At 74.4% G+C, this 22,791-nt stretch carries 21 protein-coding genes; 14 read left to right on the top strand and 7 right to left on the bottom strand.

What is annotated here, in order from left to right; all coding sequences use genetic code 11:
• The 4 genes from ACOJUF_RS03355 to ACOJUF_RS03370 form a co-directional block, all read left to right on the top strand.
• A partial coding sequence (locus ACOJUF_RS03355; protein WP_420120449.1) for an ABC transporter ATP-binding protein/permease occupies nucleotides 1–1,325 on the top strand: 1,325 nt, incomplete at its 5' end.
• Nucleotides 1,319–3,115 (top strand): thiol reductant ABC exporter subunit CydC, encoded by a 1,797-nt coding sequence (gene cydC, locus ACOJUF_RS03360; RefSeq protein ID WP_420120450.1) that lies wholly within the window; start codon nucleotides 1,319–1,321, stop codon nucleotides 3,113–3,115. The genes ACOJUF_RS03355 and cydC, both read left to right, overlap by 7 nt.
• A 162-nt stretch (nucleotides 3,116–3,277) precedes the next feature.
• The gene (locus tag ACOJUF_RS03365; protein ID WP_420120451.1) at nucleotides 3,278–3,631 is read left to right on the top strand and encodes a BlaI/MecI/CopY family transcriptional regulator; all 354 of its coding nucleotides are present in this window, start codon (nucleotides 3,278–3,280) and stop codon (nucleotides 3,629–3,631) included.
• A 20-nt stretch (nucleotides 3,632–3,651) separates the two neighbouring features.
• Nucleotides 3,652–4,590 (top strand): M56 family metallopeptidase, encoded by a 939-nt coding sequence (locus tag ACOJUF_RS03370; protein ID WP_420120452.1) that lies wholly within the window; start codon nucleotides 3,652–3,654, stop codon nucleotides 4,588–4,590.
• A 141-nt stretch (nucleotides 4,591–4,731) separates the two neighbouring features.
• On the opposite strand, the gene ACOJUF_RS03375 is transcribed toward ACOJUF_RS03370, so the two are convergent.
• The 3 genes from ACOJUF_RS03375 to cei all read right to left on the bottom strand — a co-directional run bounded on the left by ACOJUF_RS03375 (nucleotide 4,732) and on the right by cei (nucleotide 8,056).
• On the bottom strand, nucleotides 4,732–6,090 hold the full coding sequence (locus tag ACOJUF_RS03375) for an RNA polymerase sigma factor (RefSeq protein ID WP_420120453.1): 1,359 nt from the start codon (nucleotides 6,088–6,090) through the stop codon (nucleotides 4,732–4,734).
• A 210-nt stretch (nucleotides 6,091–6,300) separates the two neighbouring features.
• Nucleotides 6,301–7,104 (bottom strand): polyphosphate--glucose phosphotransferase, encoded by an 804-nt coding sequence (gene ppgK / locus ACOJUF_RS03380; RefSeq protein ID WP_420120454.1) that lies wholly within the window; start codon nucleotides 7,102–7,104, stop codon nucleotides 6,301–6,303.
• A 181-nt stretch (nucleotides 7,105–7,285) separates the two neighbouring features.
• The gene (gene cei, locus ACOJUF_RS03385) at nucleotides 7,286–8,056 is read right to left on the bottom strand and encodes an envelope integrity protein Cei (RefSeq protein ID WP_420120455.1); all 771 of its coding nucleotides are present in this window, start codon (nucleotides 8,054–8,056) and stop codon (nucleotides 7,286–7,288) included.
• Nucleotides 8,057–8,454: 398 nt separating this feature from the next.
• On the opposite strand from cei, the gene ACOJUF_RS03390 reads away from it, so the two are divergent.
• The 4 genes from ACOJUF_RS03390 (at nucleotide 8,455) to ACOJUF_RS03405 (ending at nucleotide 10,583) form a co-directional block, all read left to right on the top strand.
• Nucleotides 8,455–8,754, top strand: coding sequence for a DUF4193 domain-containing protein (locus ACOJUF_RS03390; protein ID WP_420120456.1), 300 nt, complete (start codon nucleotides 8,455–8,457; stop codon nucleotides 8,752–8,754).
• 58 nt (nucleotides 8,755–8,812) lie between these two features.
• Nucleotides 8,813–9,424, top strand: a complete 612-nt coding sequence (locus ACOJUF_RS03395) for a hypothetical protein (RefSeq protein WP_420120457.1) — start codon at nucleotides 8,813–8,815, stop codon at nucleotides 9,422–9,424.
• The gene (locus ACOJUF_RS03400; RefSeq protein ID WP_420120458.1) at nucleotides 9,397–9,768 is read left to right on the top strand and encodes an OB-fold nucleic acid binding domain-containing protein; all 372 of its coding nucleotides are present in this window, start codon (nucleotides 9,397–9,399) and stop codon (nucleotides 9,766–9,768) included. Before ACOJUF_RS03395 ends, ACOJUF_RS03400 begins: the two co-directional genes overlap by 28 nt.
• A 143-nt stretch (nucleotides 9,769–9,911) precedes the next feature.
• On the top strand, nucleotides 9,912–10,583 hold the full coding sequence (locus ACOJUF_RS03405) for a DUF3159 domain-containing protein (RefSeq protein ID WP_420120459.1): 672 nt from the start codon (nucleotides 9,912–9,914) through the stop codon (nucleotides 10,581–10,583).
• Nucleotides 10,584–10,670: 87 nt separating this feature from the next.
• Here ACOJUF_RS03405 and ACOJUF_RS03410 read toward each other — a convergent pair whose 3' ends face one another.
• Both ACOJUF_RS03410 and ACOJUF_RS03415 read right to left on the bottom strand, forming a co-directional pair.
• On the bottom strand, nucleotides 10,671–11,324 hold the full coding sequence (locus ACOJUF_RS03410) for a potassium channel family protein (RefSeq protein WP_420120460.1): 654 nt from the start codon (nucleotides 11,322–11,324) through the stop codon (nucleotides 10,671–10,673).
• Nucleotides 11,324–11,989 (bottom strand): potassium channel family protein, encoded by a 666-nt coding sequence (locus tag ACOJUF_RS03415; RefSeq protein WP_420120461.1) that lies wholly within the window; start codon nucleotides 11,987–11,989, stop codon nucleotides 11,324–11,326. Before ACOJUF_RS03415 ends, ACOJUF_RS03410 begins: the two co-directional genes overlap by 1 nt.
• A 187-nt stretch (nucleotides 11,990–12,176) precedes the next feature.
• Between ACOJUF_RS03415 and ACOJUF_RS03420 the strand changes: the two genes are divergently transcribed.
• The 3 genes from ACOJUF_RS03420 (at nucleotide 12,177) to ACOJUF_RS03430 (ending at nucleotide 16,309) form a co-directional block, all read left to right on the top strand.
• Nucleotides 12,177–14,225, top strand: a complete 2,049-nt coding sequence (locus ACOJUF_RS03420; protein WP_420120462.1) for an APC family permease — start codon at nucleotides 12,177–12,179, stop codon at nucleotides 14,223–14,225.
• A gap of 127 nt (nucleotides 14,226–14,352) precedes the next feature.
• A complete protein-coding gene (locus tag ACOJUF_RS03425) occupies nucleotides 14,353–15,630 on the top strand; it encodes a class I SAM-dependent RNA methyltransferase (RefSeq protein WP_420120468.1) in 1,278 nt (425 codons plus the stop codon).
• A 133-nt stretch (nucleotides 15,631–15,763) separates the two neighbouring features.
• Entirely contained in the window at nucleotides 15,764–16,309 is a 546-nt protein-coding gene (locus ACOJUF_RS03430) for a DUF4265 domain-containing protein (protein WP_420120463.1), read from the top strand.
• Nucleotides 16,310–16,458: 149 nt separating this feature from the next.
• Here the strand turns inward: ACOJUF_RS03430 and ACOJUF_RS03435 are convergent, their stop codons facing one another.
• Nucleotides 16,459–17,601, bottom strand: coding sequence for a response regulator transcription factor (locus ACOJUF_RS03435; protein WP_420120464.1), 1,143 nt, complete (start codon nucleotides 17,599–17,601; stop codon nucleotides 16,459–16,461).
• Between the two features lie 113 nt (nucleotides 17,602–17,714).
• Here ACOJUF_RS03435 and ACOJUF_RS03440 point away from each other — a divergent pair, with 113 nt between their 5' ends.
• Both ACOJUF_RS03440 and ACOJUF_RS03445 read left to right on the top strand, forming a co-directional pair.
• Complete coding sequence (locus ACOJUF_RS03440) at nucleotides 17,715–18,149, top strand: RidA family protein (RefSeq protein WP_420120465.1); 435 nt, start codon at nucleotides 17,715–17,717, stop codon at nucleotides 18,147–18,149.
• Nucleotides 18,150–18,288: 139 nt separating this feature from the next.
• Entirely contained in the window at nucleotides 18,289–19,662 is a 1,374-nt protein-coding gene (locus tag ACOJUF_RS03445; protein WP_420120466.1) for an FAD-binding oxidoreductase, read from the top strand.
• Nucleotides 19,663–19,764: 102 nt separating this feature from the next.
• Here the strand turns inward: ACOJUF_RS03445 and ACOJUF_RS03450 are convergent, their stop codons facing one another.
• Nucleotides 19,765–20,532 (bottom strand): glycerophosphodiester phosphodiesterase, encoded by a 768-nt coding sequence (locus ACOJUF_RS03450; protein ID WP_420120467.1) that lies wholly within the window; start codon nucleotides 20,530–20,532, stop codon nucleotides 19,765–19,767.
• Between the two features lie 233 nt (nucleotides 20,533–20,765).
• On the opposite strand from ACOJUF_RS03450, the gene dxs reads away from it, so the two are divergent.
• Nucleotides 20,766–22,718, top strand: coding sequence for a 1-deoxy-D-xylulose-5-phosphate synthase (gene dxs, locus ACOJUF_RS03455; protein ID WP_420120469.1), 1,953 nt, complete (start codon nucleotides 20,766–20,768; stop codon nucleotides 22,716–22,718).
• Nucleotides 22,719–22,791 lie beyond the last annotated feature (73 nt).

Genomic DNA, 22,791 nt, shown 5'->3' on the forward strand with positions numbered 1-22,791 from the left:
TGATCCCGCTGTTCATGGCCCTGGTCGGCTGGTACACCGACCGGCAGACCCGGGCCAAGTGGGCCAGCCTGGCCCGGCTGGCCACCCACTTCACCGACGTCGTCGCCGGTCTGCCCACGCTCAAGGTGTTCGGCCGGGCCAGGGCCCAGGCGGCCGCCGTCCGGCGGGTCACCGACGACTACCGGCGCTCGTCGATGGTCACGCTGCGGGTGGCATTCCTGTCCTCGATGATCCTGGAGCTGCTGGCGTCGCTGTCGGTGGCGCTGGTCGCGGTGGCGATCGGGTTGCGGCTGGTCTACGGCGGGCTGACCCTGGAGGTCGGCCTGGCCGTGCTGATCCTGGCGCCGGAGGCGTACCTGCCGCTGCGCCAGCTGGGCACCCAGTTCCACGCCGCGGCGGACGGGGTCGAGGCGGCCGGGCGCATCCTCGACGTGCTGGAGACCGCGCCGCCGGTCGCCGGCACCCGCCGCGACCTGGCCGGGCCGTACGCGGTCACCCTGGTGGGCGCGACCGTCGGCCGCCCCGGTGAGCGGGGCGCGGTCGGGCCGATGACGCTGACCGCGCCGGCCGGCGTGATCACCGTGGTCACCGGACCCAGCGGGGCCGGCAAGACGACGCTGCTGCAGATGATCGCCGGCCTGGTGCGGCCGGAGGCCGGCACGGTCGCGGTGCGACCGTCGGACGCCGAGCCCGTCGCGGTGGCCGACCTGGAGCCCGCCTGGTGGCGGTCCCGGCTCGGGTGGGCCGCCCAGGGCGGGGCGCTGCAGGCGGGCACGATCCGGGAGAACCTGGCCCTGGGCAATCCGGACGCGGACGATGCGACCCTGCGGGCCGCCCTGGAGGCCGTGGACGCGGCCGGGTTCGTCGACTCGCTGGCCGACGGCGGGCAGCACCGGCGCGGCGACGGCGGGTCCGGTCGGTCCCAGGGGCAGCGGCCGCGGCTGACCCTGGCCCGGGCGCTGGCCCGGCCGGCTCCGGTGCTGCTGCTCGACGAGCCGACCGCGGCCCTGGACGAGGCCACCGAGCAACGGGTGCTGGCCGGGATCCGCCGTCTGGCCGCCGGGCGCACGGTCGTCCTGGTGACCCACCGGCCCGCCCCGTTGGCGTTGGCCGATCAGGTGGTGGCCCTGCCGGCGCGCACCGCCGGGGCCCCCCCGGACATCGCCGGCCCGGCCGGGGCGGGCCCGGCCGGGGCCGGGCCGGACGAGCTGGTCGGGAGTGCGGTCGACGGCGGCTCGGACGGACGTGCCGGCGACGGGCCGGACGGGCCGGCCGCGGGCGGCCCGGACCAGTCCCTGGCGACGACGGCGGTGAACCCGTGGTGACCCGGGCCGAGCCCGTGGCCGGCGCACCCGCGCCGGCCGCCGCGCCGGACGTCACCGGGGGCTCCGGGCGGGCCGGCCGACATCCGGTGGTCCGGTTGTGGGGGCAGGCCCGCGGCGGGCGGGCGCGACTGATCGGCGCGGCCGTGGTCGGTGCGCTGGCGTCCGGCTGTGCGGTGGCCCTGATGGCGACGTCCGCCTGGCTGATCGCCCGGGCCGCCCAGCAACCGCCGGTGCTCTACCTGATGGTGGCGGTCGTCTCGGTGCGCGCGCTCGGCATCGGCCGCGGGGTGCTCCGCTACGTCGAACGGCTGATCTCGCACGACGCCGCCTTCCGGGTGCTCGGCGGGATCCGGGAACGGTTCGTCGCCCACCTGGCCGAGATCGCGCCGGCGGCCCTGCCGCTGTGGCGCCGCGGCGACCTGCTCGCCCGCACCGTCGACGACGTCGACGACGCGGGCGACGCCTTCCTGCGGGGTCTGCTGCCACTGGCCGGGGCCGCGCTGGTCGGCACCGGCACCATCGTGCTGTCCTTCCTGATCCTGCCGTCGGCAGGGACCGCGCTGGCGGTCGCCCTGCTCGTGGCCTGCGTGCTGCTGCCCGTCCTGGGCGCCCGCCGGTCGGCGCGGACCGAGTCGCAGACGGTGCAGCTCCGGGCCGACCGCACCCGGCTGGTCAGCGAGCTGCTCGACGACCTGCCCGAACTGACCGTGTCCGGCGCCCTGCCCGCCCGGCTCGCCGAGCTGGACCGGATCGAGCGGGCCAACCGCCGGGTCGCCGCGGGGACCGCCCGGGCCGGCGGCGTCGCGGCCGCGGTCGCCGTCGCGGCGATGGGCGCGGCGGTCTGGCTGGCCACCTGGTTCGGTGTCCCGGCCGTGCTCGAGCAGGACCTGAATCCGGTGCTGCTCGCCGTGGTCGTGCTGACCCCGCTCGCCCTGACCGACGTGGTCCAGGCCGTCGGGCTGGCCGGCACCGCGCTCAACCGCGCCTGCGCCGCCCTGCGCCGGCTGTTCGCCGTCATGGACACCCCGCCGGTCACCGCGCCGGCCCCGGCCCGTCCGGCGGAGCTGCCGCACCCGGCGGGCGGCCCGACGATCCGGCTGCGGGGGGTCTGCGCCCGCTGGCCGGGCGCCGACCGGGACGCCCTGACCGGGATCGACCTGGACCTGGTGCCCGGACGGCGGATCGTCGTGGCCGGCGAGTCGGGATCGGGCAAGTCCACCCTGATCGCGGTCCTGCTGGGATTCCTGACGCCGACGGCCGGCCGGATCACCGTCGACGGGGTGGACGCGGCGACGCTCGACCCGGATGCCGTGCGCAGCCTGTTCTCCTGGTGCGACCAGCGGTCGTACCTGTTCGACTCGTCGGTGCTGGAGAACGTCCGCCTGGCCCGGCCGGACGCCACGGGGGAGCAGGTGCTGGCCGCGCTGCGGGAGGCCGGCGCCGGGCCATGGCTCGACGACCTCCCGTCCGGCATCCAGACCCGGGTCGGCGAGCACGGGCGGGCGGTGTCCGGGGGCGAGCGTCAGCGGGTCGCGCTGGCCCGCGCGGTCCTGGCCGACCGGCCGGTGCTGCTGGCCGACGAGCCGGCCGCCCACCTGGACGCGGCGACGGCCGACCTGGTGACCGAACGCATCCTGGATGCCGCCGCCGACCGGTGCGTGCTGCTGGTCTCGCACCGACCGGCGGACGAGGAGCGGGCCGACGAGGTCGTGCGGCTCGCCGGTGGCCGGCGCGTCGACCGGCCGGCCGCGCCGGCGCGGCCGCCGGCCCGCACCGACCCGATCGCCTGACGGCCGTCCGGCGTGGATGGAGACGCTCGGAGCCTGACGGAGCCTGACGGAGCCTGACGGAGACGGATGGAACGGGGAACCGCCCGGCGGTGATGGGCCCACTCGCCGCGTGATCCCCGCGACGGGAACAATGGAGGCGGCAGGACGCGGAGGAGAGTGCGGATGGCGGCCAGGGGCGAACTCGAGAAGGCGGTCGTCGACGTGCTCTGGGACGCCGGGGAGCCGATGACCGCCCGTGCGGTGGTCGACGCCCTGCCCGGCCGCGAGCTCGCCGTCACCACCGTGCTGACCGTGCTGTCCCGGTTGGAGGCCAAGGGTCTGGTCCGGCGGTCCCGGGACGGCCGCGCCCACTTCTACGAGGCCACCGCCGGGCGTGAGGAGCACCTGGCCACGCTGATGCGCCAGGTGCTGGACGGAGCGGCCGATCGGGACGCCGCGCTCACCCGGTTCGTGGGCGGCATCAGCGAGCAGGATCAGGACGCGCTGCGGCGTGCGTTGGACGGCCCGGACCAATGAGTCCGGTCGGCCGCGATGGGGTGCCGATCACCGGCGCGGGCTGCCTGCTGATCGTGCTCGGGCTGGCGCTGGCCGCGCCGGTCAGCATCGCCCTGGCCCGGGCCCGGTGGACGCGACGCGCGCCCGGCTGGTCGCTGTTGCTCTGGCAGGCGGTCTGCCTCGGCGCCGGGTTCTCGGTCGTCGCCGGGCTGGCCCTGCTGGCGGTCGACCCGGCTGGCGACACGCTCGTCGGCGCCGGCCTGTACTGGTGGTCCTCGCTTGTCGCGGGCGAGCTGTCGGCGTGGCGGGCGGCCTGCGGGCTGCTCTCGCTGGCGGTCACCCTGGTGCTGCTGGCCAGCCTGCTGCGGACGGCCTGGCGGACGGTGACCCGGCGGCGGCTGCACCGGCAGATGGTCGACCTGGTCAGCCGGCCGATCGCGGCCCGGGTCCCGCTGGGCGCGGGCTGCCAGGTGCGGCTGATGGACCACCGCAGCGCCGTCGCCTACACCCTGCCCGGCCTGCACGCGCGGCTCATCGTCTCGACCGGCATGGTCGATCTGCTGACCCCGGCCGAGCTCACCGCGGTCGTCGCGCACGAGCGGGCCCACCTGCGGGCCCGGCACGACATCCTGATCATGCCGTTCCAGGCCTGGGTGGCCGCGTTCGGCCGGGTCCGCGGGGTGCGTCAGGCCGGGCGCGCGGTGGGGGAGCTGACCGAGATGCTGGCCGACGACGTCGCCGCGGCCCGGTGCGGGCCGACCGTGCTGGCCTCGGCCCTGGCCCGGGTGGCGCTGGACGGCCGGTGCGGCTCGTCGGCGGCGTCCACCTGGCCGGTGCCCGAGGCGACCACCTGCATCACCGACCGGGTCCGGCGCCTGTGTCACCCGCATCCGCTGCCCCCGGCGGCCCGAGCCGCCATCCTGGTCGTCGCGGCCGTGCTGCTGGCGGTGCCGCCGACGGTCCTGACGCTGACCTGGTGAGCCTGACGCCGACCTGGTGAGCCCGTCGCCGGCCGGACCGGCGGTGCCGGGGCCGCGGCGGGCCGGAACAAGGGCCGAGAGACGCCGACGGCGCCGGACCGGCCAGCAGATGGCCGATCGGCGCCGTCGCGGCGGGGCGATCTACTCGAGGTAGTCGCGCAGCACCTGGGAGCGGGACGGGTGCCGCAGCTTGGACATCGTCTTGGACTCGATCTGCCGGATCCGCTCACGGGTGACCCCGTAGACCTGGCCGATCTCGTCGAGGGTGCGCGGCTGGCCGTCGGTCAGGCCGAAGCGCAGCCGGACGACGCCGGCCTCGCGCTCGGACAGGGTCTGCAGGACGGCCTGGAGCTGGTCCTGGAGCAGGGTGAAGGAGACCGCGTCCACGGCCACCACGGCCTCGGAGTCCTCGATGAAGTCACCGAGCTGCGAGTCGCCCTCGTCGCCGATGGTCTGGTCCAGCGAGATCGGCTCCCGGGCGTACTGCTGGATCTCCAGCACCTTGTCCGGGGTGATGTCCATTTCCTTGGCGAGCTCTTCCGGGGTGGGCTCGCGGCCCAGGTCCTGCAGCAGCTCACGCTGGATGCGGCCGAGCTTGTTGATGACCTCGACCATGTGCACCGGGATGCGGATGGTGCGGGCCTGGTCGGCCATGGCCCGGGTGATGGCCTGGCGGATCCACCAGGTGGCGTACGTCGAGAACTTGTAGCCCTTGGTGTAGTCGAACTTCTCGACGGCCCGGATCAGGCCGAGGTTGCCCTCCTGGATCAGGTCCAGGAACGCCATGCCGCGGCCGGTGTAGCGCTTGGCGAGCGAGACGACCAGCCGCAGGTTGGCCTCGAGCAGGTGGTTCTTGGCGCGCTCGCCGTCCCGCTTGATCCACCGCAGGTCGCGGCGCATCTGGTTGGGCAGCCGCTCGCCGGCCTCCTCGAACTGACGCATCCGCTCGGCCGAGTACAGGCCGGCCTCGATCCGCTTGGCGAGGTCGACCTCCTCCTCGGCGTTGAGCAGGGCGACCTTGCCGATCTGCTTGAGGTAGGCGCGGACCGAGTCCGCGGAGGCGGTCAGCTCGGCGTCCTTGCGGGCCTGCTTGAGCGCCTCGGACTCCTCTTCGTCGTCCCAGGTGAAGTCCTCGGACTCGCCCGTCTTCTCCGGCGCGCCGTCCTTGCCGGCGGGCTTGGCCTTGGCCGCGGCCGGGGCGGCGGCCGTCTCCTCGTCCTCGTCCTCCTCGTCGTCGACCTCGACGACGCCGACCACGAGGATGTCGCCCTCGGCCGTGTCGTCGGTGCCGACGTCCGCGGCCTCGACGTCGATCAGCTCGACGTCGTCGCCGCCGATCAGGTCCTCCTCGGCACCCTCCGGGGAGTCCATGGACTCCGGATCGGTGGTGTCGACCGCCTTCTTGGGGGCCCGTACCGGCTTGGCGACCGGGTCGGGACCACCGCCCGAAGCCGTGTGCCGGGTGCGGGTCGAACTGGGAGAGGTTGCTGCGCCTGCCACTGATGCCCTTTCGCGTCAACGAGCCGCATAAGACTGGCGGTTCGCGACCCGCTCACGCCGATGTGCAGCAGAGCTGACCGACGCGGTGGATCCGAACTCGAGAACCGTGGTCCTGCCGGAAAGCGACCGCTCCAGTGTAACCGCGACGCATCCCGGCGCCGACCGAAACGAAGCCTGATGGGCGACGGATCGGCCGGCCGGGCCCGACGATCAGTCCAGGAGCAGGGCCTGGGTCGATTCGGCGGGGGTCTCGTCCGCCGGCTCGGCCTCGCTGGCGGCCAGCGCCGCGCCGACGATGCCGGCGTTGTTGATGAGCTGGGCGACCACGGTGGGCGTCCGGTTGCGCAGCAGCGGCACCCACTTCTCCGGCTTCTTGGAGATGCCGCCGCCGAGGATGAACAGCTCGGGCCAGAGCAGGTTCTCCAGCGTGCGCAGGTACTTCGAGGCGCGCTTGGCCCACTGCTCCCAGCTCAGGCCGTCCCGCTCGCGGGCCGAGGCCGCGGCCTTGGTCTCCGCGTCGTGGCCGTCCAGCTCGATGTGCCCGAGCTCGGCGTTGGGCACCAGCTTGCCGTCGTTGATCAGGGCGATGCCGATGCCGGTCCCGAACGTGACCACGATGACCAGCCCGCGCTTGCCGCGGCCGGCCCCGTACCGGGCCTCGGCCAGGCCGGCGGCGTCGGCGTCGTTGAGCACGGTGACCGGGCCGGGCAGCTGCGGCGTCATGGCGTCCTTGAGGGACGTCCCGATCCAGCTCTTGTCCACGTTGGCGGCGGTCTGCACCACGCCGTTCAGCACGACGCCGGGGAAATCGACGCCGAACGGGCCGCTGTAGTCGAAGTTCGCGGCGACCTTCCCGGCGACCTCGGCCACCGCGGCCGGGGTGGCGGGCTGCGGGGTGGGCAGCCGGAACCGCTCGCCGATCAGCACCCCGCCGCGCAGGTCGACCACGCCGCCCTTGATTCCGGTGCCGCCGATGTCGATGCCGAATGCCGTGTCGGGTGCTGAGGTTGACACGCGAGCTCCTCGCTGAACGGGGTCGGTGGGATGCCTGCGGGCGGCGCCCCAGGGCCTGCCGGGATGGTGGGCCAAATCGTACTGATTCGATTCCGCTCCGGCAGCCCGGCGCGACGGAGCGGCCGACCCCGTGCGCGGCCGCCCGCTCCCCGGCCCGGGCCGGGGAGACGGCGAGGACGGGTCAGCCGGCGCAGGCGGCCGACGGCAGCGCCGGGATCGGTGGCAGCGGCTTGGCCGCCGCGGTCTGGCCCTCGATGACCGCCGGCGGGGTGGCCGCGTCCTTGATCTGCTTGAGCTGGTCCTTCACGTCCTGGCTCATCGAGTCGTAGATGTAGCGCCCGCCCAGGGCCAGGTCGACCGAGTCGTCCACCCGGGAGTCGACCACCAGCTGGGCGCACGGGGTGACCAGGAGCACGGTGCGGGCGGCCGCGGCCCCGGCCGGGCCGAACCGGATCTGCGCGACGCACCGCAGGTCGGACGCCGGGTACAGCGGGTCGTTGCCGCTGGGCAGCATCGACTCGAAACCGGACGCCCGCAGCTCGTCGGCGACGGCCTTGGCCTGCCCGCGCACCGCGCTGGCGTTGTAGACGGTCAGCAGCACGGTCGCCGGGTTGGCCGGACGCACGTTGGCCAGGCTCTCGTGGTCGGCGTAGGCGCCCAGCGAGGTGACGATCGGGGTCGTCGTCGGGGTGGGGGACGGGCTCGCCTCGGTGCTGGCCTCGGTGCCGGGGGCGGCCCCGTCGGAACCGGACGCGGCGGCGCCGCTGCGGGAGGTGAGGGCGGTCGTGGCGGGAGCCGGACCCGGCGCGTTGCAGGCGCCGCTGTCCGCGGCGCTGGACCGCAGGCTGGGGAACCAGACGACCAGACCGACGACCAGCAGCACGCTGAGCACGATCACGATCGGCCAGTACCGGCGCCGACGGTATCGATCCGGTGCGGAGGCGAGACTCACCGCTGCAATGACCTTCCTGTCTGGGGCTGCCGACGGACCTGCGGGGCCGTCGCCGATGCCCCCGCCGCGGGCGGGGCGCGACGGGCTGACCTGTCGTCCGGGCAGCGGCTGGCGCCATCATGGCCGCCACGGCATGGAACCAGGGTAAAGCCACGCCGAGGTGTGAGCGGGGCCGCGCTCGACCACCCGGCGGGTATCGGCTACTCTGCGCGCGCCGATCCGAACGCCCGGGGTCGACGGTGACCCCGGCGGGCGGTGGCGTCGAGGACACGAGTGCCCGGACGGGGGCGTGATCACCGGTCCCGGTGGGCACAAAACAGGCTTCGAATGCGTTACCTCGGTCGCAGTGAACGGAGCAAGTGCAACCCGGGATTGCTCCCGGGGTGAGGAAAGAGAAAATGGCTACCGACTACGACGCTCCACGTCGCAACGAATCCGACGAACCATCCGAAGACTCCCTGGAAGAACTCAAGGCCCGGCGGAACGAGGCGCAGTCCTCGGTCGTCGACGTCGACGAGGGTGACACCGCCGAAAGTTTCGAGCTGCCCGGGGCCGACCTGTCCGGGGAGGAGCTGACCGTCAAGGTCATCCCCAAGCAGGCCGACGAGTTCACCTGCTCGGTGTGCTTCCTGGTCCAGCACCGCAGCCGGCTGGCCACCGACAACGGTGGTCGCCTGGTCTGCGTGGACTGCGCCTGAGCCCGCCGGCGGTCGGCGGGCGGGCGGACGACCGGAGCGGGGACGCACCGTGGAACCGGTGATCGACCACACACAACTGATCGGCCCGACCGGGTCGAGCCGGGCCCGGGGCCAGGTGGGGGACTTCCACCGGGCCTACGGCCTGCCGGTCCGGACGGTCCCGACCGCGTCGGTCGGGCCCGACCAGGTGGCGCTGCGGCAGGCCCTGATCGAGGAGGAGGTCCGCGAGCTGGCCGACGCCGCCCGGCTCGGGGACGTGGTCGGCGTGGCCGATGCCCTCGCCGACATCGTCTACGTGGCCTACGGCACGGCGCACGTCTACGGGATCGACCTGGACGCCGTGCTGGACGAGGTCCACTCGTCCAACATGACCAAACTCGGCGCGGACGGCCGGCCGGTGCGGCGCGCCGACGGCAAGGTGCTCAAGGGGCCGGACTACCGGCCGCCGGACGTCCGGGGCGTGCTGGCCCGGGCCGGTGCCGCCCCGGTGGCCGACCCGGCGCCGGTCCCGGTGGCCGGCACGATCTCCGGTCCGGTGGGCCCCGGGGTTACCCTCGAAGGAGCCGGCGCGGTCGGGTCGAACGACCCCGGACGTGACGGCGGGACCCAGACAGCATCCGGCGCGGGACAGGAGGGACGGCCGTGGGCGGAACCTTCTCCACCTGGCTGAAGAAGTTCACCAAGGACGACGACGAGGTCGACGCCGACCGGCTCAGCGGCGAGGCGGACGCCTCCGGGGCCGTCCGGGCGCAGATCTGCTGCCAGGGCGAACGGGTCGTGCTGCAGGGTCGCCTGCGCTACGTCGACCTGCGGCCGACCGACTCGCTGGCGACGCTGGTCGCCGAGCTCTACGACGGCACCGAAGGCGTCCAGCTGATCTGGCTGGGCCGCCGGTCCATTCCCGGCATCGAACCCGGACGCACCGTCAAGGTGCGCGGCCGGGTCGCCATCCGGGACGGCCGCAAGGTCATCTACAACCCGGACTACGACCTGCTGCCGGCGCACGCGTCGTGACCGACCCGGAGCCGTACCGATCCCCGGCCCCGCACCCTCCGGCCGCCCCGCATCCGGCCGCGGGACCGGTCGATCCGGGCGCCCCGACCGGACCGGCGGAGCCGGTCCACGCGGCCGAGCCGGGGGCCGCCGCCCGGCCGCCGATGCCGACCATCTGGGACCAGATGGGCGGTGTCATGGGCATGGTCGACTCCGGCCTGCCGGTCGTCGTGTTCATCGTGGCCAACATGATCGGCGGCCTGGGCTGGGGCATCGGCGCGGCGGTCGCCGCCGCGGTGGTCATCGCCGGCCTGCGGATCGCCCGCAAGCGTCCGGTCACCCAGGCCATCGGCGGGCTGTTCGGGGTGGGGATCGCCGCCTACATCGCCTACCGCACCGACTCGGCCAAGGGGTACTTCCTGCTGGGCATCTGGAGCTACCTGCTCTACGGCGGGGCGCTGCTGCTGTCCATCGTGGTGCGCTGGCCGCTGATCGGCGTGATCTGGGAGTCGATCAACGGGCGGGGCACGGCCTGGCGTAAGGACCGGGCGCTGGTCCGCAAGTACGACTGGGCGACGTTCGTCTGGGTCGTCGTGTTCGCCGTGCGCTACCTGGTGCAGAACTACCTCTACGACACCGACCAGGTCGGCTGGCTGGCCGCGTTCCGGCTGATCATGGGCTACCCGCTGTTCATCGTGGCGATCGCCGTCAGCGTGCTCATCGTGGCCCGGGGCACCTGGCCGGAGGGGCTGACCTGGCGGGAGCGGATCGCGCACCTGCGCCAGTCGGGCCGCCCGCAGCGGCGCGAGGACACGCCGCCCGCCGACCCGGCCTGATCGACACCGGCGTGCCCGTCGCGGCGCGCCGGGCCGCAGGCCACCGGGCCCGGGCGAGAGCGGGCCGTGCGCGTGGACCGGAGCGCGTTAGCGCAGGGCCTCCCGGACCTCGCTCTCGACCTCGGTGGAGGCCACGAACAGCAGCTCGTCGCCGGGCTCGAGCGGCTCGTCCGGCTGCGGCACGATCACCCGGCCGCCGCGCAGGATCGTCACCAGGGCGGCGTCGCGGGGCAGCTGCAGGTCGCGGACCGGCCGGCCGGCGATGCTCGTCGTCGGGGGCAGGGTGACCTCGACCAGGTTCACCTGCCCCTGCCGCAGCGTGAACAGGCGCACCAGGTCGCCGACCGAGACGGCCTCCTCGACCAGCGCGGCCAGGATGCGCGGGGTCGACACGGCCACGTCCACGCCCCAGGCGTCGGTGAACAGCCACTCGTTGCGGGGGTCGTTGACCCGGCCGACCACCCGGCCGACCGCGAACTCGGTCTTGGCCAGCAGCGACACGACCAGGTTGACCTTGTCGTCGCCGGTGCAGGCGATCACCACGTCGCAGGTCTGCAGGCCGGCGTCCTCCAGCAGGGCGACCTCGCAGGCGTCGGCCAGCACCCACTCGGCCGCCTCGATCCGCCCGGGCTTGATCGCCTCCGGGTCCCGGTCGATCAGCATGACCTGGTGGCCGTTCTCCACGAGCTCGCCGGCGATCGAACGACCCACCGAGCCCGCACCGGCGATGGCGATGCGCATTACAGGCCGTCCACCGGGGAGATGGCGGCCTTGTCGGCCACGTCGTGGATGTCCCGGGACAGCACCGAGGCGTAGACCAGGTCGCCGTCCTGCACCACCGTCTCGGCGGACGGCAGCAGGCCGCGGCCGAACCGCACGACGAACGCGGCGTGCACGCCCACCGCAGCCTCCAACTCGGTCAGCGGCCGGCCGATCCAGTGCCGGTGGTAGGGCAGGTTGACGATCGTGACGGTGCCCGACGGGTCCCGCCACTCGCTGATCAGGCCCTCGGGGATGATCATGCGCAGCAGCCGGTCGGTGGTCCAGGGCACGGTCGCGACGGTCGGGATGCCCAGCCGCTCGTAGACCTGGGCGCGCTTGGCGTCGTAGATGCGGGCGACCACGGTCTCCACGTTGAACTGCTCGCGGGCGACCCGGGCGGCGATGATGTTGGAGTTGTCGCCGGAGGACACCGCGGCGAACGCGTGCGCCTCCATGATCCGCGCGGCCAGCATGACGTCGCGGTCGAAGCCCATGCCGGTGACCTGCTGGCCGTGGAAATCGGCCCCGAGCCGGCGGAACGAGGCCGGGTCGCGGTCGATGACGGCCACCGAGTGGCCGGCGCGGCCGAGTTGCCGGGCCAGGGACGACCCGACCCGGCCGCACCCCATGATCACGATGTGCACGCCGCTGCCCCTTCGTGGTGCCCTGGTGTCCCCAGCAACCTACAACGCGAGCAACCTACAACGGCCGGCCGACGGGCCCGGCCCACCCCCGCGCCCGGGCCGAACCGCTGCCGAACCGCTGCCGATCCGGGTGCCCCGGGGACCGCCGTGTCGAAGCCGTCACCGGAGCGACCTACGCTTGGTCGTTGTGTCCAAGCTGACCACCGCCGCCAAGCGTCTGCTGGTCGGCCGGCCCTTCCGCAGCGACAAGCTGGCGCACACGCTGCTGCCCAAGCGGATCGCTCTCCCGGTCTTCGCCTCCGACGCGCTGTCCAGCGTCGCCTACGCGCCGCAGGAGATCTTCGCGGTGCTGTCGGTCGCCGGGCTGGCGGCCTACGCGTATGCGCCGTGGGTGGCCGGCCTGGTCGCGCTGGTGATGATCGTCGTGGTCGCCTCGTACCGGCAGAACGTCCACGCCTACCCCAGCGGCGGCGGCGACTACGAGGTCGTCACCAAGAACCTCGGCCCGACCGCCGGTCTGATCGTGGCCAGCGCGCTGCTGGTCGACTACATCCTCACCGTCGCGGTGTCCACCGCGGCCGGGGTCGCCAACATCGGGTCCGCCATCCCGGTGGTGGGCGATCACCCGGTGTGGTTCTCGATCGGCATCATCGTGCTGGTCTGCGCGCTGAACCTGCGCGGCATCCGCGAGTCGGGTTCGGCGTTCGCCATCCCGGTCTACGCGTTCATCATCTCGATCGCGGCGATGATGCTGACCGGCCTGGTCCAGTTCATCATCGGCGCCGACGTCAGGGCGCCCAGCTCCGAGTTCCACATGCAGGCCGAGCACGCGCTGACCGGCCTGCCGCTGATCTTCCTGTTCGCCCGCAGCTTCTCCTCCGGGTCGGCCGCGCTGACCGGCGTCGAGGCGATCTCCAACGGTGTGCCCGCGTTCCGCAAGCCCAAGTCCCGCAACGCGGCCACCACGCTGGCCCTGATGGCCGGCCTGTCGGTGAGCATGCTGATCGGGCTGGTCCTGCTCACCCTCTACACCGGGGTGCAGTACGCCGACGACCCGGCCGCCCAGCTGGTCGGTGCGCCCGACGGCTACTACCAGAAGACGCTGATCGCGCAGATCGCCGAGACGGTGTTCGCCGGCTTCCCGATCGGCTTCTACATCGTCTCGTTCACCACCGGCCTGATCCTGGTCCTGGCCTGCAACACCGCATTCAATGGCTTCCCGGTGCTGGGGTCGATCCTGGCCCAGGACCGGTTCCTGCCCCGGCAGCTGCACACCCGGGGCGACCGGCTGGCGTTCTCCAACGGCATCGTGTTCCTGGCCGCGATCGCGCTGATCCTGATCATCGCGTTCCAGGCCGACGTCACCGCGCTGATCCAGCTCTACATCGTGGGCGTGTTCGTCTCGTTCACGTTCTCCCAGCTGGGCATGATCAAGCACTGGAACAAGCTGCTGCGGGTCGAGCAGGACCCGGCGGTGCGCCGACGGTACCGCCGCTCGCAGACCATCAACGCGATCGGCTTCTGCTTCACCGGCGTCGTGCTGATCATCGTGCTGATCACCAAGTTCATCGCCGGCGCGTGGATCGCGATCCTGGCGATGGCGATCATCTTCGTCACCATGCGGGCCATCAAGCGGCACTACGAGCGGGTCGCCCGGGAGATCGCCGCCGACGAGGACGACATGGTGCTGCCCAGCCGGGTGCACGCGATCGTGCTGGTGTCCAAGCTGCACCTGCCCACGATGCGGGCCCTGGCGTTCGCCCGCGCCACCCGGCCGGACACCCTCGAGGCGGTCACCGTCAACGTCGACCCCGATGACACCTCCGACCTGGCCCGCGAGTGGGAGGACCGGCAGATCCCGGTCGCCCTGAAGGTCATCGACTCGCCGTTCCGGGAGATCACCAAGCCGGTCCTGGACTACGTGCGGCGGGCCCGCAAGAACTCGCCGCGCGACGTGGTCACCGTGTTCATCCCCGAGTACGTCGTCGGCCACTGGTGGGAGCACATCCTGCACAACCAGTCCGCGCTGCGGCTCAAGGGGCGGCTGCTGTTCACCCCTGGCGTCATGGTCACCTCGGTGCCCTGGCAGCTCTCGTCGTCCGAGGCGCTGGACGAGCGGATCCGGCTGCGGGCCGAGCGCACGCCGTCCATCCGCGGCCGCAAGCCGGGGTCGCTGATCCCGCCGGAGGGCGCCTCGGAGACCGGGACGTTCGGCATCCGGTACGGCGATGAGTGACCCCGGGACGGACCGGCCGGACCCGGCGGAGCGGGCGGTGCCCGGTGCGGGAGGAGACTCGGTGAGCGATCCGGGGACCGGTGCGGGGACGCCCGCCGACGGCGGGACGGGTCCGACCGCGGACGACCTGGCCCCCGGGGTCGAGGTGGAGCTGGAGATCGGGCCGGTCGCCCACGGCGGCCACTGCGTGGCCCGGTACGAGGGACGGGTGGTTTTCGTGCGGCTCGCCCTGCCGGGGGAGCGGGCGCTGGTCCGGATCACCGAGGCCCGGCCCGGCTCCTTCTGCCGCGGCGAGGCGATCGAGATCCGCGCGGCCGACCCGCGCCGGGTCGCCGCACCGTGCTCGCACTTCCGGCCGGGCGGGTGCGGCGGCTGTGACTTCCAGCACGCCGCGGCCGACCTGCAGCGCGACCTCAAGGCGACGGTGATCGCCGAGCAGCTGCGCCGGCTGGCCGGGCTGGACCTGACGGTGCCGGTGGAGCCGCTGCCGGGCGGGGAGTTCGGCTGGCGGTCGCGCGTGCGGTGGGCGCTGGACCAGGACGGCCGGATCGGCCCCCGCGGCGTCCGCTCGCACCGGGTGGTACCCATCAGCGAGCGGCAACCCTGCCTGATCGCCGATCCGGCGCTCACGGCGGCCGTCGACGTGCTGGACGTGCCCGACCGGGTGCGCCGGGCCGCGCCCCGGCCACCGCGGGCGTCCAGGTCGCGCCGGGACGGCCGCTCCGGTCGGCCCGGTTCCCGGCCGGCCGCGCTCCCCGAGGTGGTGCTGGCGCGCGCCGCCGACGGCGCGGTCACCCCGACCTGGCCCGGGCCCGGCGCCCCGGAAAGCCCGGTCGTCACCGAACATGCCGCCGGCCGGGACTTCTCGGTCGCCGCCGACGGCTTCTGGCAGCCCCACGAGGCCGCGGCCGACGTGCTGGCCGAGGCCGTGGCCCAGGCGCTGGCCGGCGTGGAGCTGACCGGCCGGGTCGCCTGGGACCTGTACGGCGGGGTCGGGCTGTTCGCCGAGGTGCTCGCCGTGGCCGTCGGCCCGGACGGCACGGTGGTCTGCGTCGAGTCCGACGACCGGGCGGCCACGCTGGCGGTGGCGAACCTGGTCGGGCATCTCGGCGCCGTCGTGCGGGCCGGCGACGTGCGCGAGGTGCTGGCCGACCTGGATCCCGAGGTGGCGGCGGTGGTGCTCGACCCGCCCCGCAGTGGGGCCGGCCCGGCGGTCTGCGCCGAGCTCGCCGCCCGGCGGCCGGACGTGATCGTGTACGTGGCCTGCGACCCGGCCGCGCTGGCCCGGGACACCGCGGCCCTGGCCGCGGGCGGGTACGCGCTCACCGGCCTGCGGGCGTTCGACACCTTCCCGCAGACGCATCACGTCGAATGTGTCGCCCGCTTCACCCCGGTCCCCGGCTGACCGCCGCCTGACGGTCCGGTCGCCGCGGTCCGGCTCGATCCGCGCGGCGGCCATGTATCCGGGGACGGCCCGGGTGGCTCTTTCCTCGCAGTGTGCGCGACTACTTGCCGTGCGCGTGGAGGAGGAGTTTTGTATGTCCATGTCCACTGATGTCCATCCGATCGGCGTCGACACCACTCGTCCGCCGAGCATTCCGCGGGCCACGATCACCCAGAGTGTCGGAACGGAACGGGTCGACGTGCTGTTCCCGCTGGTCGACGAGGACGAGTGGCCGCCGTATCCGGCCGAGTCCGTCGAGGCGGTGCTGATCGCCCACGACCTGGCCGAGATCGTGGCCGTCCCGTGGTTCCTGACCAATCTCTCGCGGGGGGACATCGTCCGCGTCCGGCACGACGGGATCGGGTACGTCGGCGGGGTCGTCGTCAGCCGCGGCGGGCATTCCACGCTGCACGTGATGGCCGCCGCCGACGACGAACTCGCCCCGGTGATGCACGCGCTGGCCGAGCTCGGCGCCCGGGTGGGCAGCGGCCTGGAACCGCCGATGCTGGCCGTCGACGTCCCCGAGTCCGCCTCGCTGGACAAGATCGTCCGGGTGCTCGCCGCGGCCGAATCGATGACCTGCGCCTTCACCGTCGCCTGCGACCAGCACCGGTCGCGGCCGCGGTCGGCCTGTGCCTGACCGGCCCCGGGACCGCCGACACCCCGACACCCCGAGTGGGGCGGGCCGGGCGCGTGGGCGGGGTGAACGAGCGGGCGGGGTGAACGAGCGGGCGGGGCGGACGAGCGGGCGGGGCGGACGAGCGGCGCGACCCGACGTGCGGGCCCGGGTCAGGCGCCGCCGAACCAGCCGGAGGGTCCCGCGCTCTGCCGGCCCGCCATCCGCGGGGCGTACTGGTCGAAGAACACCCGGGCGGTCAGCTCGCGCCGGCTGCGGACGTCGGCCTTGGCGAAGATCGACTTGAGGTGGTCCTGGACCGTGTAGGCGGACAGGTGCAGTTCCCTGGCGATCTCCGTCGTGCTCACCCCGCGCAGCACCAGCTGGACCACCGACTGCTCCCGGGCGGTCAGCCCGAACGCGGCCACGATCAGCGGCACCACCTCCGGCGGCCGCGCCTCCTCGATCGTCAGCACGACGTCGGCCGGCCCGCCGGTCATCGCCATCAGCGGTGAGGCGTGCGCGACCACCCAACCGCCGCCCCGCGTGCGCAGCCGCATCCGCGGGATCTGGGTGGTCCGGCCGGCCGCATAGGTCCGCGCGGCGCCGGCCAGGCTGAGCAGGCTCATCGGCAGCGGCGCGTCGCCCAGCGGGCCCCCGCCGAGTTCGGTCACCCGGGTCTGCGCGCCGACGCTGGCCTGCAGCACCTGCCCGGTGCCGTCCAGCACGATCACCGCCGGACCGACGCCCGCGGAGATGATGCCGTCGTCGGCCGCCATCGCCGCCCCGGTCACCAGCCCGGCCCGCAGCCCGCGGCCCAGGGTCGGCGCCACCTCGCTGGCGAACGTCAGCTCGGCCGGGGTGAACGCCGACCGCTCGCCGTCCCGGAACAGCGCGACGAAACCCCAGGTCAGGCCGTCGACCCGGAGCGCGAGCCGCAGCTCGTCGGTGAACCCCCACAGCTGGTGGAAGAACTCGGCGACCCGGGGGGAGTCCAGCGGATGGCCGCCCGTCTCCAGGTGCGCGGTCGTCACGCCCCCGGGGCGGCGCACCACCTCGCGGAAGTCGTACGGTTCGGCCGACTCGTACTCCCAGAACGCCCACTGGTCGTCCTGCTCGTCGGTCAGGCCGCCCCACTTCACGGTCCCGGTGATCAACTCGGTGGCCGGGTCGGCGGGCGCGACGCAGGCGGCCACGAACGGCAGCGCGGTGGCCAGCACCTCGACCGCCGCGGCCCCGAAATCGTCGGCCGACAGGCCGGCCGCGGCCAGCTGGTCCAGCCGGGTGCGCGCCCGTTCGGTCGCCAGGGTCGCCATCGGATCAGTATGGGACCGGCCGGCCGGCGACCGGTATCCCAGAATTCTGGGGACGTGTTTCCCCACCGACCTGGGATGGTCGGCGGCCGGGCCGGCGCCCGATGGTGGTCGTCATGACCGCCACCCCCACCGCCGCCGGGCCGGATCCCGGGCGCACCGTGCTCCGGCTCAACCCGCACGGCCCGAGCCGGCGCTTCGGGTACGACCAGGGCCAGCTGCGGACCGCGCCGCGGCACCTGCTGACGGCGGCGGGCCAGGGGCCGGTCGACGAGCACGGTGTCGTGATGCACGAGGGCGACGTCTGCGCCCAGCTCGCCCTGACGATGCGCAACGTCGAGCAGGTGCTCGCCGCGGGCGGTATGACGCTCGCCGACGTCGTCCGGCTCACCGTCTACACCACCGACGTCGACGCCGCCCTGGCCGCGTACGGGGCGATCACCGAACGGCTCGACCCGGCCGGCGCCACCCCGCCGGCCACCCTCGTCGGGGTCGCCCGGCTCGTGCACCCCGGGATGGCGGTGGAGATCGAGGTCACCGCCGCCCGCTGAACCGCCGCCCGCTGAACCGCCGCCCGCTCAACCGCCGCCCGCTGAAACGCAGTCCGTCCCGGCGGCCCGTTCCGCGGTGCCGTCCCGATCTCCCGACCCGACCTCCCGACCCGACCTGCCCTTCTCGATTGGACCGATGATGACCATCTCCCTGACCCCCGTCACCGACCTGGCGGCCGCCGTCGCCGGCCCGGTGCTCACCCCCGGCCATCCCGACTATCCCGCCGAGGTCGCGGGTTTCAACCTTTCCGTGGCCGCGGCGCCCGCGGTGGTGGTGGGCGCCACCGGCGCGGCGGACATCGCCACGGCGGTGACCTGGGCGGCCGACGCGGGCCTGCCGATCACCGTGCAGGCCAACGGCCACGGCCTGACCGGCGACCTCGCCGGCACCCTGCTGATCAGCACCCGGCGGCTGACCGCGGTGACGGTCGACCCGGTCGCCGCGACCGCGACGGTCGGTGCCGGTGCCCGTTGGCGGGCCGTCATCGACGCGGCCGCGCCGCACGGCCTGGCTCCGCTGAACGGCTCGTCCTCGTCGGTCGGCGCGGTCGGGTACACCCTGGGCGGTGGGCTCGGCCCGCTGGCCCGCCGGTTCGGCCTGGCCGCCGACCGGGTCCGCGCGCTGACCCTGGTCACCGGTGACGGCGAGATCCGCCGGGTCGACGCCGAGCACGACCCCGACCTGTTCTGGGCGATCCGGGGCGGCAAGGTCGGCTTCGGCATCGTCGTGGACATGACGATCGACCTGGTGCCGGTCCGCCGGCTGGTCGGCGGCGGCCTGTTCTTCCCGGGGGAGGCGGCCGCGGCGGTGCTGCACGGCTGGCGGCGTTGGGCCCCCGCGCTGCCCGTCGAGGCCGGGACCTCGATCGCGTTGCTGCGGCTGCCGCCGGACCCGTCCCTGCCGCCGCCGCTGCAGGGCCGGTTCGTCGTGCACCTGCGATTCGCGCACCTGGGGACGCCGGCCGAGGCCGCGGAACTGCTCGCGCCGATGCGCGACATCGCGCCCGTGCTGGCCGACACCGTGGGCGACCTGCCCTACCCGGCGATCGACGCCGTCCACATGGACCCGACGACGCCGTTGCCCGCGTACGACCACGGGGTCGGCCTGACCGCGCTGCCGCCCGAGGCGGTCGACGCGCTCGTCGCGGTGGCCGGGGCGGAGTCCGGGTCGGGGGTCACCATGGTCGAGCTGCGGCTGCTCGGCGGGGCGGTGGCCGCGCCGGTGGCGGACACCGCGCCGAGCGCGGCGCCGGGCCGGTCCGCGGCCTTCCAGGCCTATGTCCTCGGGGTGCCGGCCGGCCCGGCCGCCGCGCTGATCCCCGCCCAGGTCGAGGCGGTGGTCGGCGCGCTGGCCCCGTGGCGCACGGCCGGCGGGCCGAACTTCCTGGGCATGGGCGGTGCCGGTGCCGCCGGCGGGCTCTGGCCGGCCGACCAACGGGCCAGGCTGGCCGCCGTCGCCCGCCGGTACGACCCGCAGGATCTGTTCGGCGGGGCGACCCGGTTCGGCGGCTGACCCGCCCGGCGCCCGCGGACCGGCCCCGAGTGTGCAGAAACCGCCCTCATTGCGCGGCAATGAGGGCGGTTTCTGGACACTCGTCGGGGTGCGCCCGGGTCGTCAGGGGCGCCGCTGCCAGGCGGCCAGGGCGGCGGGCCGGTTGGTGATGATCGCGTCGACGCCGGCCCCGGCCAGCGCCGCCCACCGGGCCGGGTCGTCGGCCGTCCAGCAGGCGATCCCGATCCCGGCGGCGTGCAGGGCCGGCACGACGTCCGGCCGGCGCAGCAGCGCGCCGACGGAGGGGTTGTAGTAGGCGGCCCCGAGGTCGCGGCAGCGGGCCACCGGGTCGGCGTCCAGGTCGGTGACCAGCAGGCCGAAGGGCCGGTCCGGATCGGCCCGGTGCAGCTCGCGCAGCACCTCGAGCTCGAACGACTGGAGCAGCACCCGGCCGGCCGCCCCGTGCCCGTCGACGGCGGCGAGCACCGTCCGGATCTGCGCGCTGGTGTGGTAGCCCTTCAGCTCCAGCAGCAGGGCGCGGCCCGGCGTCACCATCGTCAGCAGGTCGTCCAGCCGCGGCACCCACTCGCCGGGCCGGCCGCGCACGGTCAGCCGGGCCACGTCGCGGTACCGGGCGGCGCGCACCGGGCCCCGGCCGGTCGTCGTGCGGTCGAGGTCGCGGTCGTGCAGCAGGACCGGCACGCCGTCCGCCGTCGGCTGGGTGTCGGCCTCCACCCAGGTCACGCCGGCGTGCCAGGCGGCCAGGAAGGCCGAGAGCGTGTTCTCCGCCCACGACGCGCTCGCGCCGCGATGCGCGATCACCAGCGGCGGCCCGCCGCCGTGACGCATGGTCACCACGGGCCGGCCCGGATCGGGTGAGGTCACGGTCACCTGGCGGAATGTACCGCTCCCGCGCGGCCGGGGCAGGTTCGTCCGGGTGGGGGAGCCGGCCACCGGACGCGCCCGGACGTGCCATCCCGACGTGACGGCAACCATGCCGTGAAACCGGGCGTCGTTACCTGGCGGTACGGTCGTTGAGGATCCGGACAGCGAGCAGGGAGGCGTCGGTGACAGATCAGGGGCGTCCCGGCCCGTCCGGGCCCGACGGGCCGCCGTCGGCGCGGCTGCACGACTTGTCGCCGGCCCGGTTGCGGGCGATGTCGCCGGCGGAGCTGACCGACGTGGCCGCCGACATCCGCGATCTGCTCGTGACCCAGACCGCCAAGCGCGGCGGTCACCTTGGCCCCAACCTGGGCATCGTCGAGCTGACCATCGCCCTGCACCTGGTGTTCGACTCGCCGGCCGATCCCATCCTGTTCGACACCGGTCACCAGGCCTACGTGCACAAGGTGCTCACCGGCCGGGCCGACCGCTTCGACCGGCTGCGCACCCGGCACGGGTTGTCCGGGTACCCGAGCCGGGCCGAGTCCGAGCACGACTGGATCGAGAACTCGCACGCCTCCACCTCGCTGTCCTACGCGGACGGGATGGCCAAGGCCATCGCCCTGCGCGGGGAGAAGGACCGCACCGTGGTCGCGGTCATCGGAGACGGCGCGCTGACCGGCGGCATGGCCTGGGAGGCGTTGAACAACATCGCCGCGGCCGACCGGCCGCTGGTCATCGTGCTCAACGACAACGGGCGTTCCTACGCGCCGACCACCGGCGGGATGGCCCAGCGGATGGCCGCGATCCGGTTGCGCCCCGGGTACGAGCGGATGCTGGGCCGGGTCAAGCACACGCTGCCCCGCGCCCCGGTCGTGGGCCGGCCGCTGTACGCGGCCCTGCACGCCGCCAAGTCCGCGGTCAAGGACTTCTTCGTCCCGCAGACCATGTTCGCCGACCTCGGGCTGAAGTACGTCGGTCCGGTCGATGGGCACGACGTCGAGGCCCTGGTGCAGGCGCTGCGCGGGGCCCGGGCGTTCGGCGGCCCGGTCGTGGTGCACTGCGTCACCCGCAAGGGCCAGGGCTACCACCCGGCCGAGAACGACGAGGCCGAGCAGATGCACTCGCCGCCCGCGTTCGACCCGGCCACCGGCAAGCCCGTCGCCGCGACCACGACCACCTGGACGCACGTCTTCGGGCGCGAGATGGTCGTCGCCGGGGCCGAGCGGCCCGACGTCGTGGCGATCACCGCGGCCATGTGCGGCCCGACCGGGCTGACCCCGTTCGGGACCGCCTTCCCGGACCGCATCTTCGACGTCGGCATCGCCGAACAGCACGCGCTGACCTCCGCGGCGGGGCTGGCCATGGGCGGCATGCACCCGGTCGTCGCGGTCTACTCGACCTTCCTCAACCGGGCCTTCGACCAGCTGCTGATGGACTGCGCGCTGCACCGGCTGGGCGTGACGGTCGTGCTGGACCGGGCCGGCGTGACCGGCGAGGACGGGCCGAGCCACCACGGCATGTGGGACATGTCGCTGGCCGGGATCGTGCCGGGCCTGCGGATGGCCGCGCCGCGCGACGCCCTCACCCTGGCCGAGGAGCTGCGCGAGGCCCTGGACGTCGCGGACGGCCCGACGGTGCTGCGGTTCCCCAAGGGGGCGGTGCCGGCGACCATCCCGGCCGTCCGCCGGGTGCTGGCGAACCCCGGTGCCGGGCCCGGCCCGGTGCCGGTGTCCGGCCCCGACGGTGGCGTCGACGTGCTGGCCGAGCCGGGGTCCGGGGCCGAGCGGGACGTGCTGCTCGTCGCCGTGGGCGCGTTCGGCGCGATGGCCGTCGAAGCGGCCCGGCTGCTGGCCGAGCAGGGCATCGGGGTCACCGTGGTCGACCCGCGGTGGGCGCTGCCGGTGCCGGCCGAGATCGAGCTGCTGGCGGCCGAGCACCGCCTGGTCGTCACCGTGGAGGACGGCGGCCGGTCCGGTGGGGTGGGCGCCGCGGTGGTCGACCGGCTCTCCGGGAGCGGCCGGCCGGTGCACGTGCTGGCGTTGCCGCAGCAGTTCCTCGAGCCGGCCTCCCGCGGTGAGCTCCTGGCCGAACTCGGGCTGACCGGCCAGGCCGTGGCCAGGGGCATCACCGAGCTGATCGCGCGGGGCAGCACGGAGCCGGCCCGGGCCGGCGAACCGGCCGGGCAGCAGTAACCGAGTACGGCACAGGGGAGAGCATGCGGGTCCTGGTGGTGGAGGACGCCCGGCGGCTGGCGGACGCGATCGC

It is taken from the genome of Nakamurella sp. (genome assembly GCF_048594475.1).
GTDB lineage: Bacteria > Actinomycetota > Actinomycetes > Mycobacteriales > Nakamurellaceae > Nakamurella.

Excerpts from the sequence above, each read along its gene's own strand:
- ACOJUF_RS03430 (WP_420120463.1), top strand. The coding sequence starts at position 15,764 with ATGTCCATGTCCACTGATGTCCATCCGATCGGCGTCGACACCACTCGT.
- ACOJUF_RS03365 (WP_420120451.1), top strand. The coding sequence starts at position 3,278 with ATGGCGGCCAGGGGCGAACTCGAGAAGGCGGTCGTCGACGTGCTCTGG.
- ACOJUF_RS03405 (WP_420120459.1), top strand. The coding sequence starts at position 9,912 with ATGCCGACCATCTGGGACCAGATGGGCGGTGTCATGGGCATGGTCGAC.
- ACOJUF_RS03445 (WP_420120466.1), top strand. The coding sequence starts at position 18,289 with ATGACCATCTCCCTGACCCCCGTCACCGACCTGGCGGCCGCCGTCGCC.
- ACOJUF_RS03390 (WP_420120456.1), top strand. The coding sequence starts at position 8,455 with ATGGCTACCGACTACGACGCTCCACGTCGCAACGAATCCGACGAACCA.
- ACOJUF_RS03410 (WP_420120460.1), bottom strand. The coding sequence starts at position 11,324 with ATGCGCATCGCCATCGCCGGTGCGGGCTCGGTGGGTCGTTCGATCGCC.
- ACOJUF_RS03440 (WP_420120465.1), top strand. The coding sequence starts at position 17,715 with ATGACCGCCACCCCCACCGCCGCCGGGCCGGATCCCGGGCGCACCGTG.
- ACOJUF_RS03435 (WP_420120464.1), bottom strand. The coding sequence starts at position 17,601 with ATGGCGACCCTGGCGACCGAACGGGCGCGCACCCGGCTGGACCAGCTG.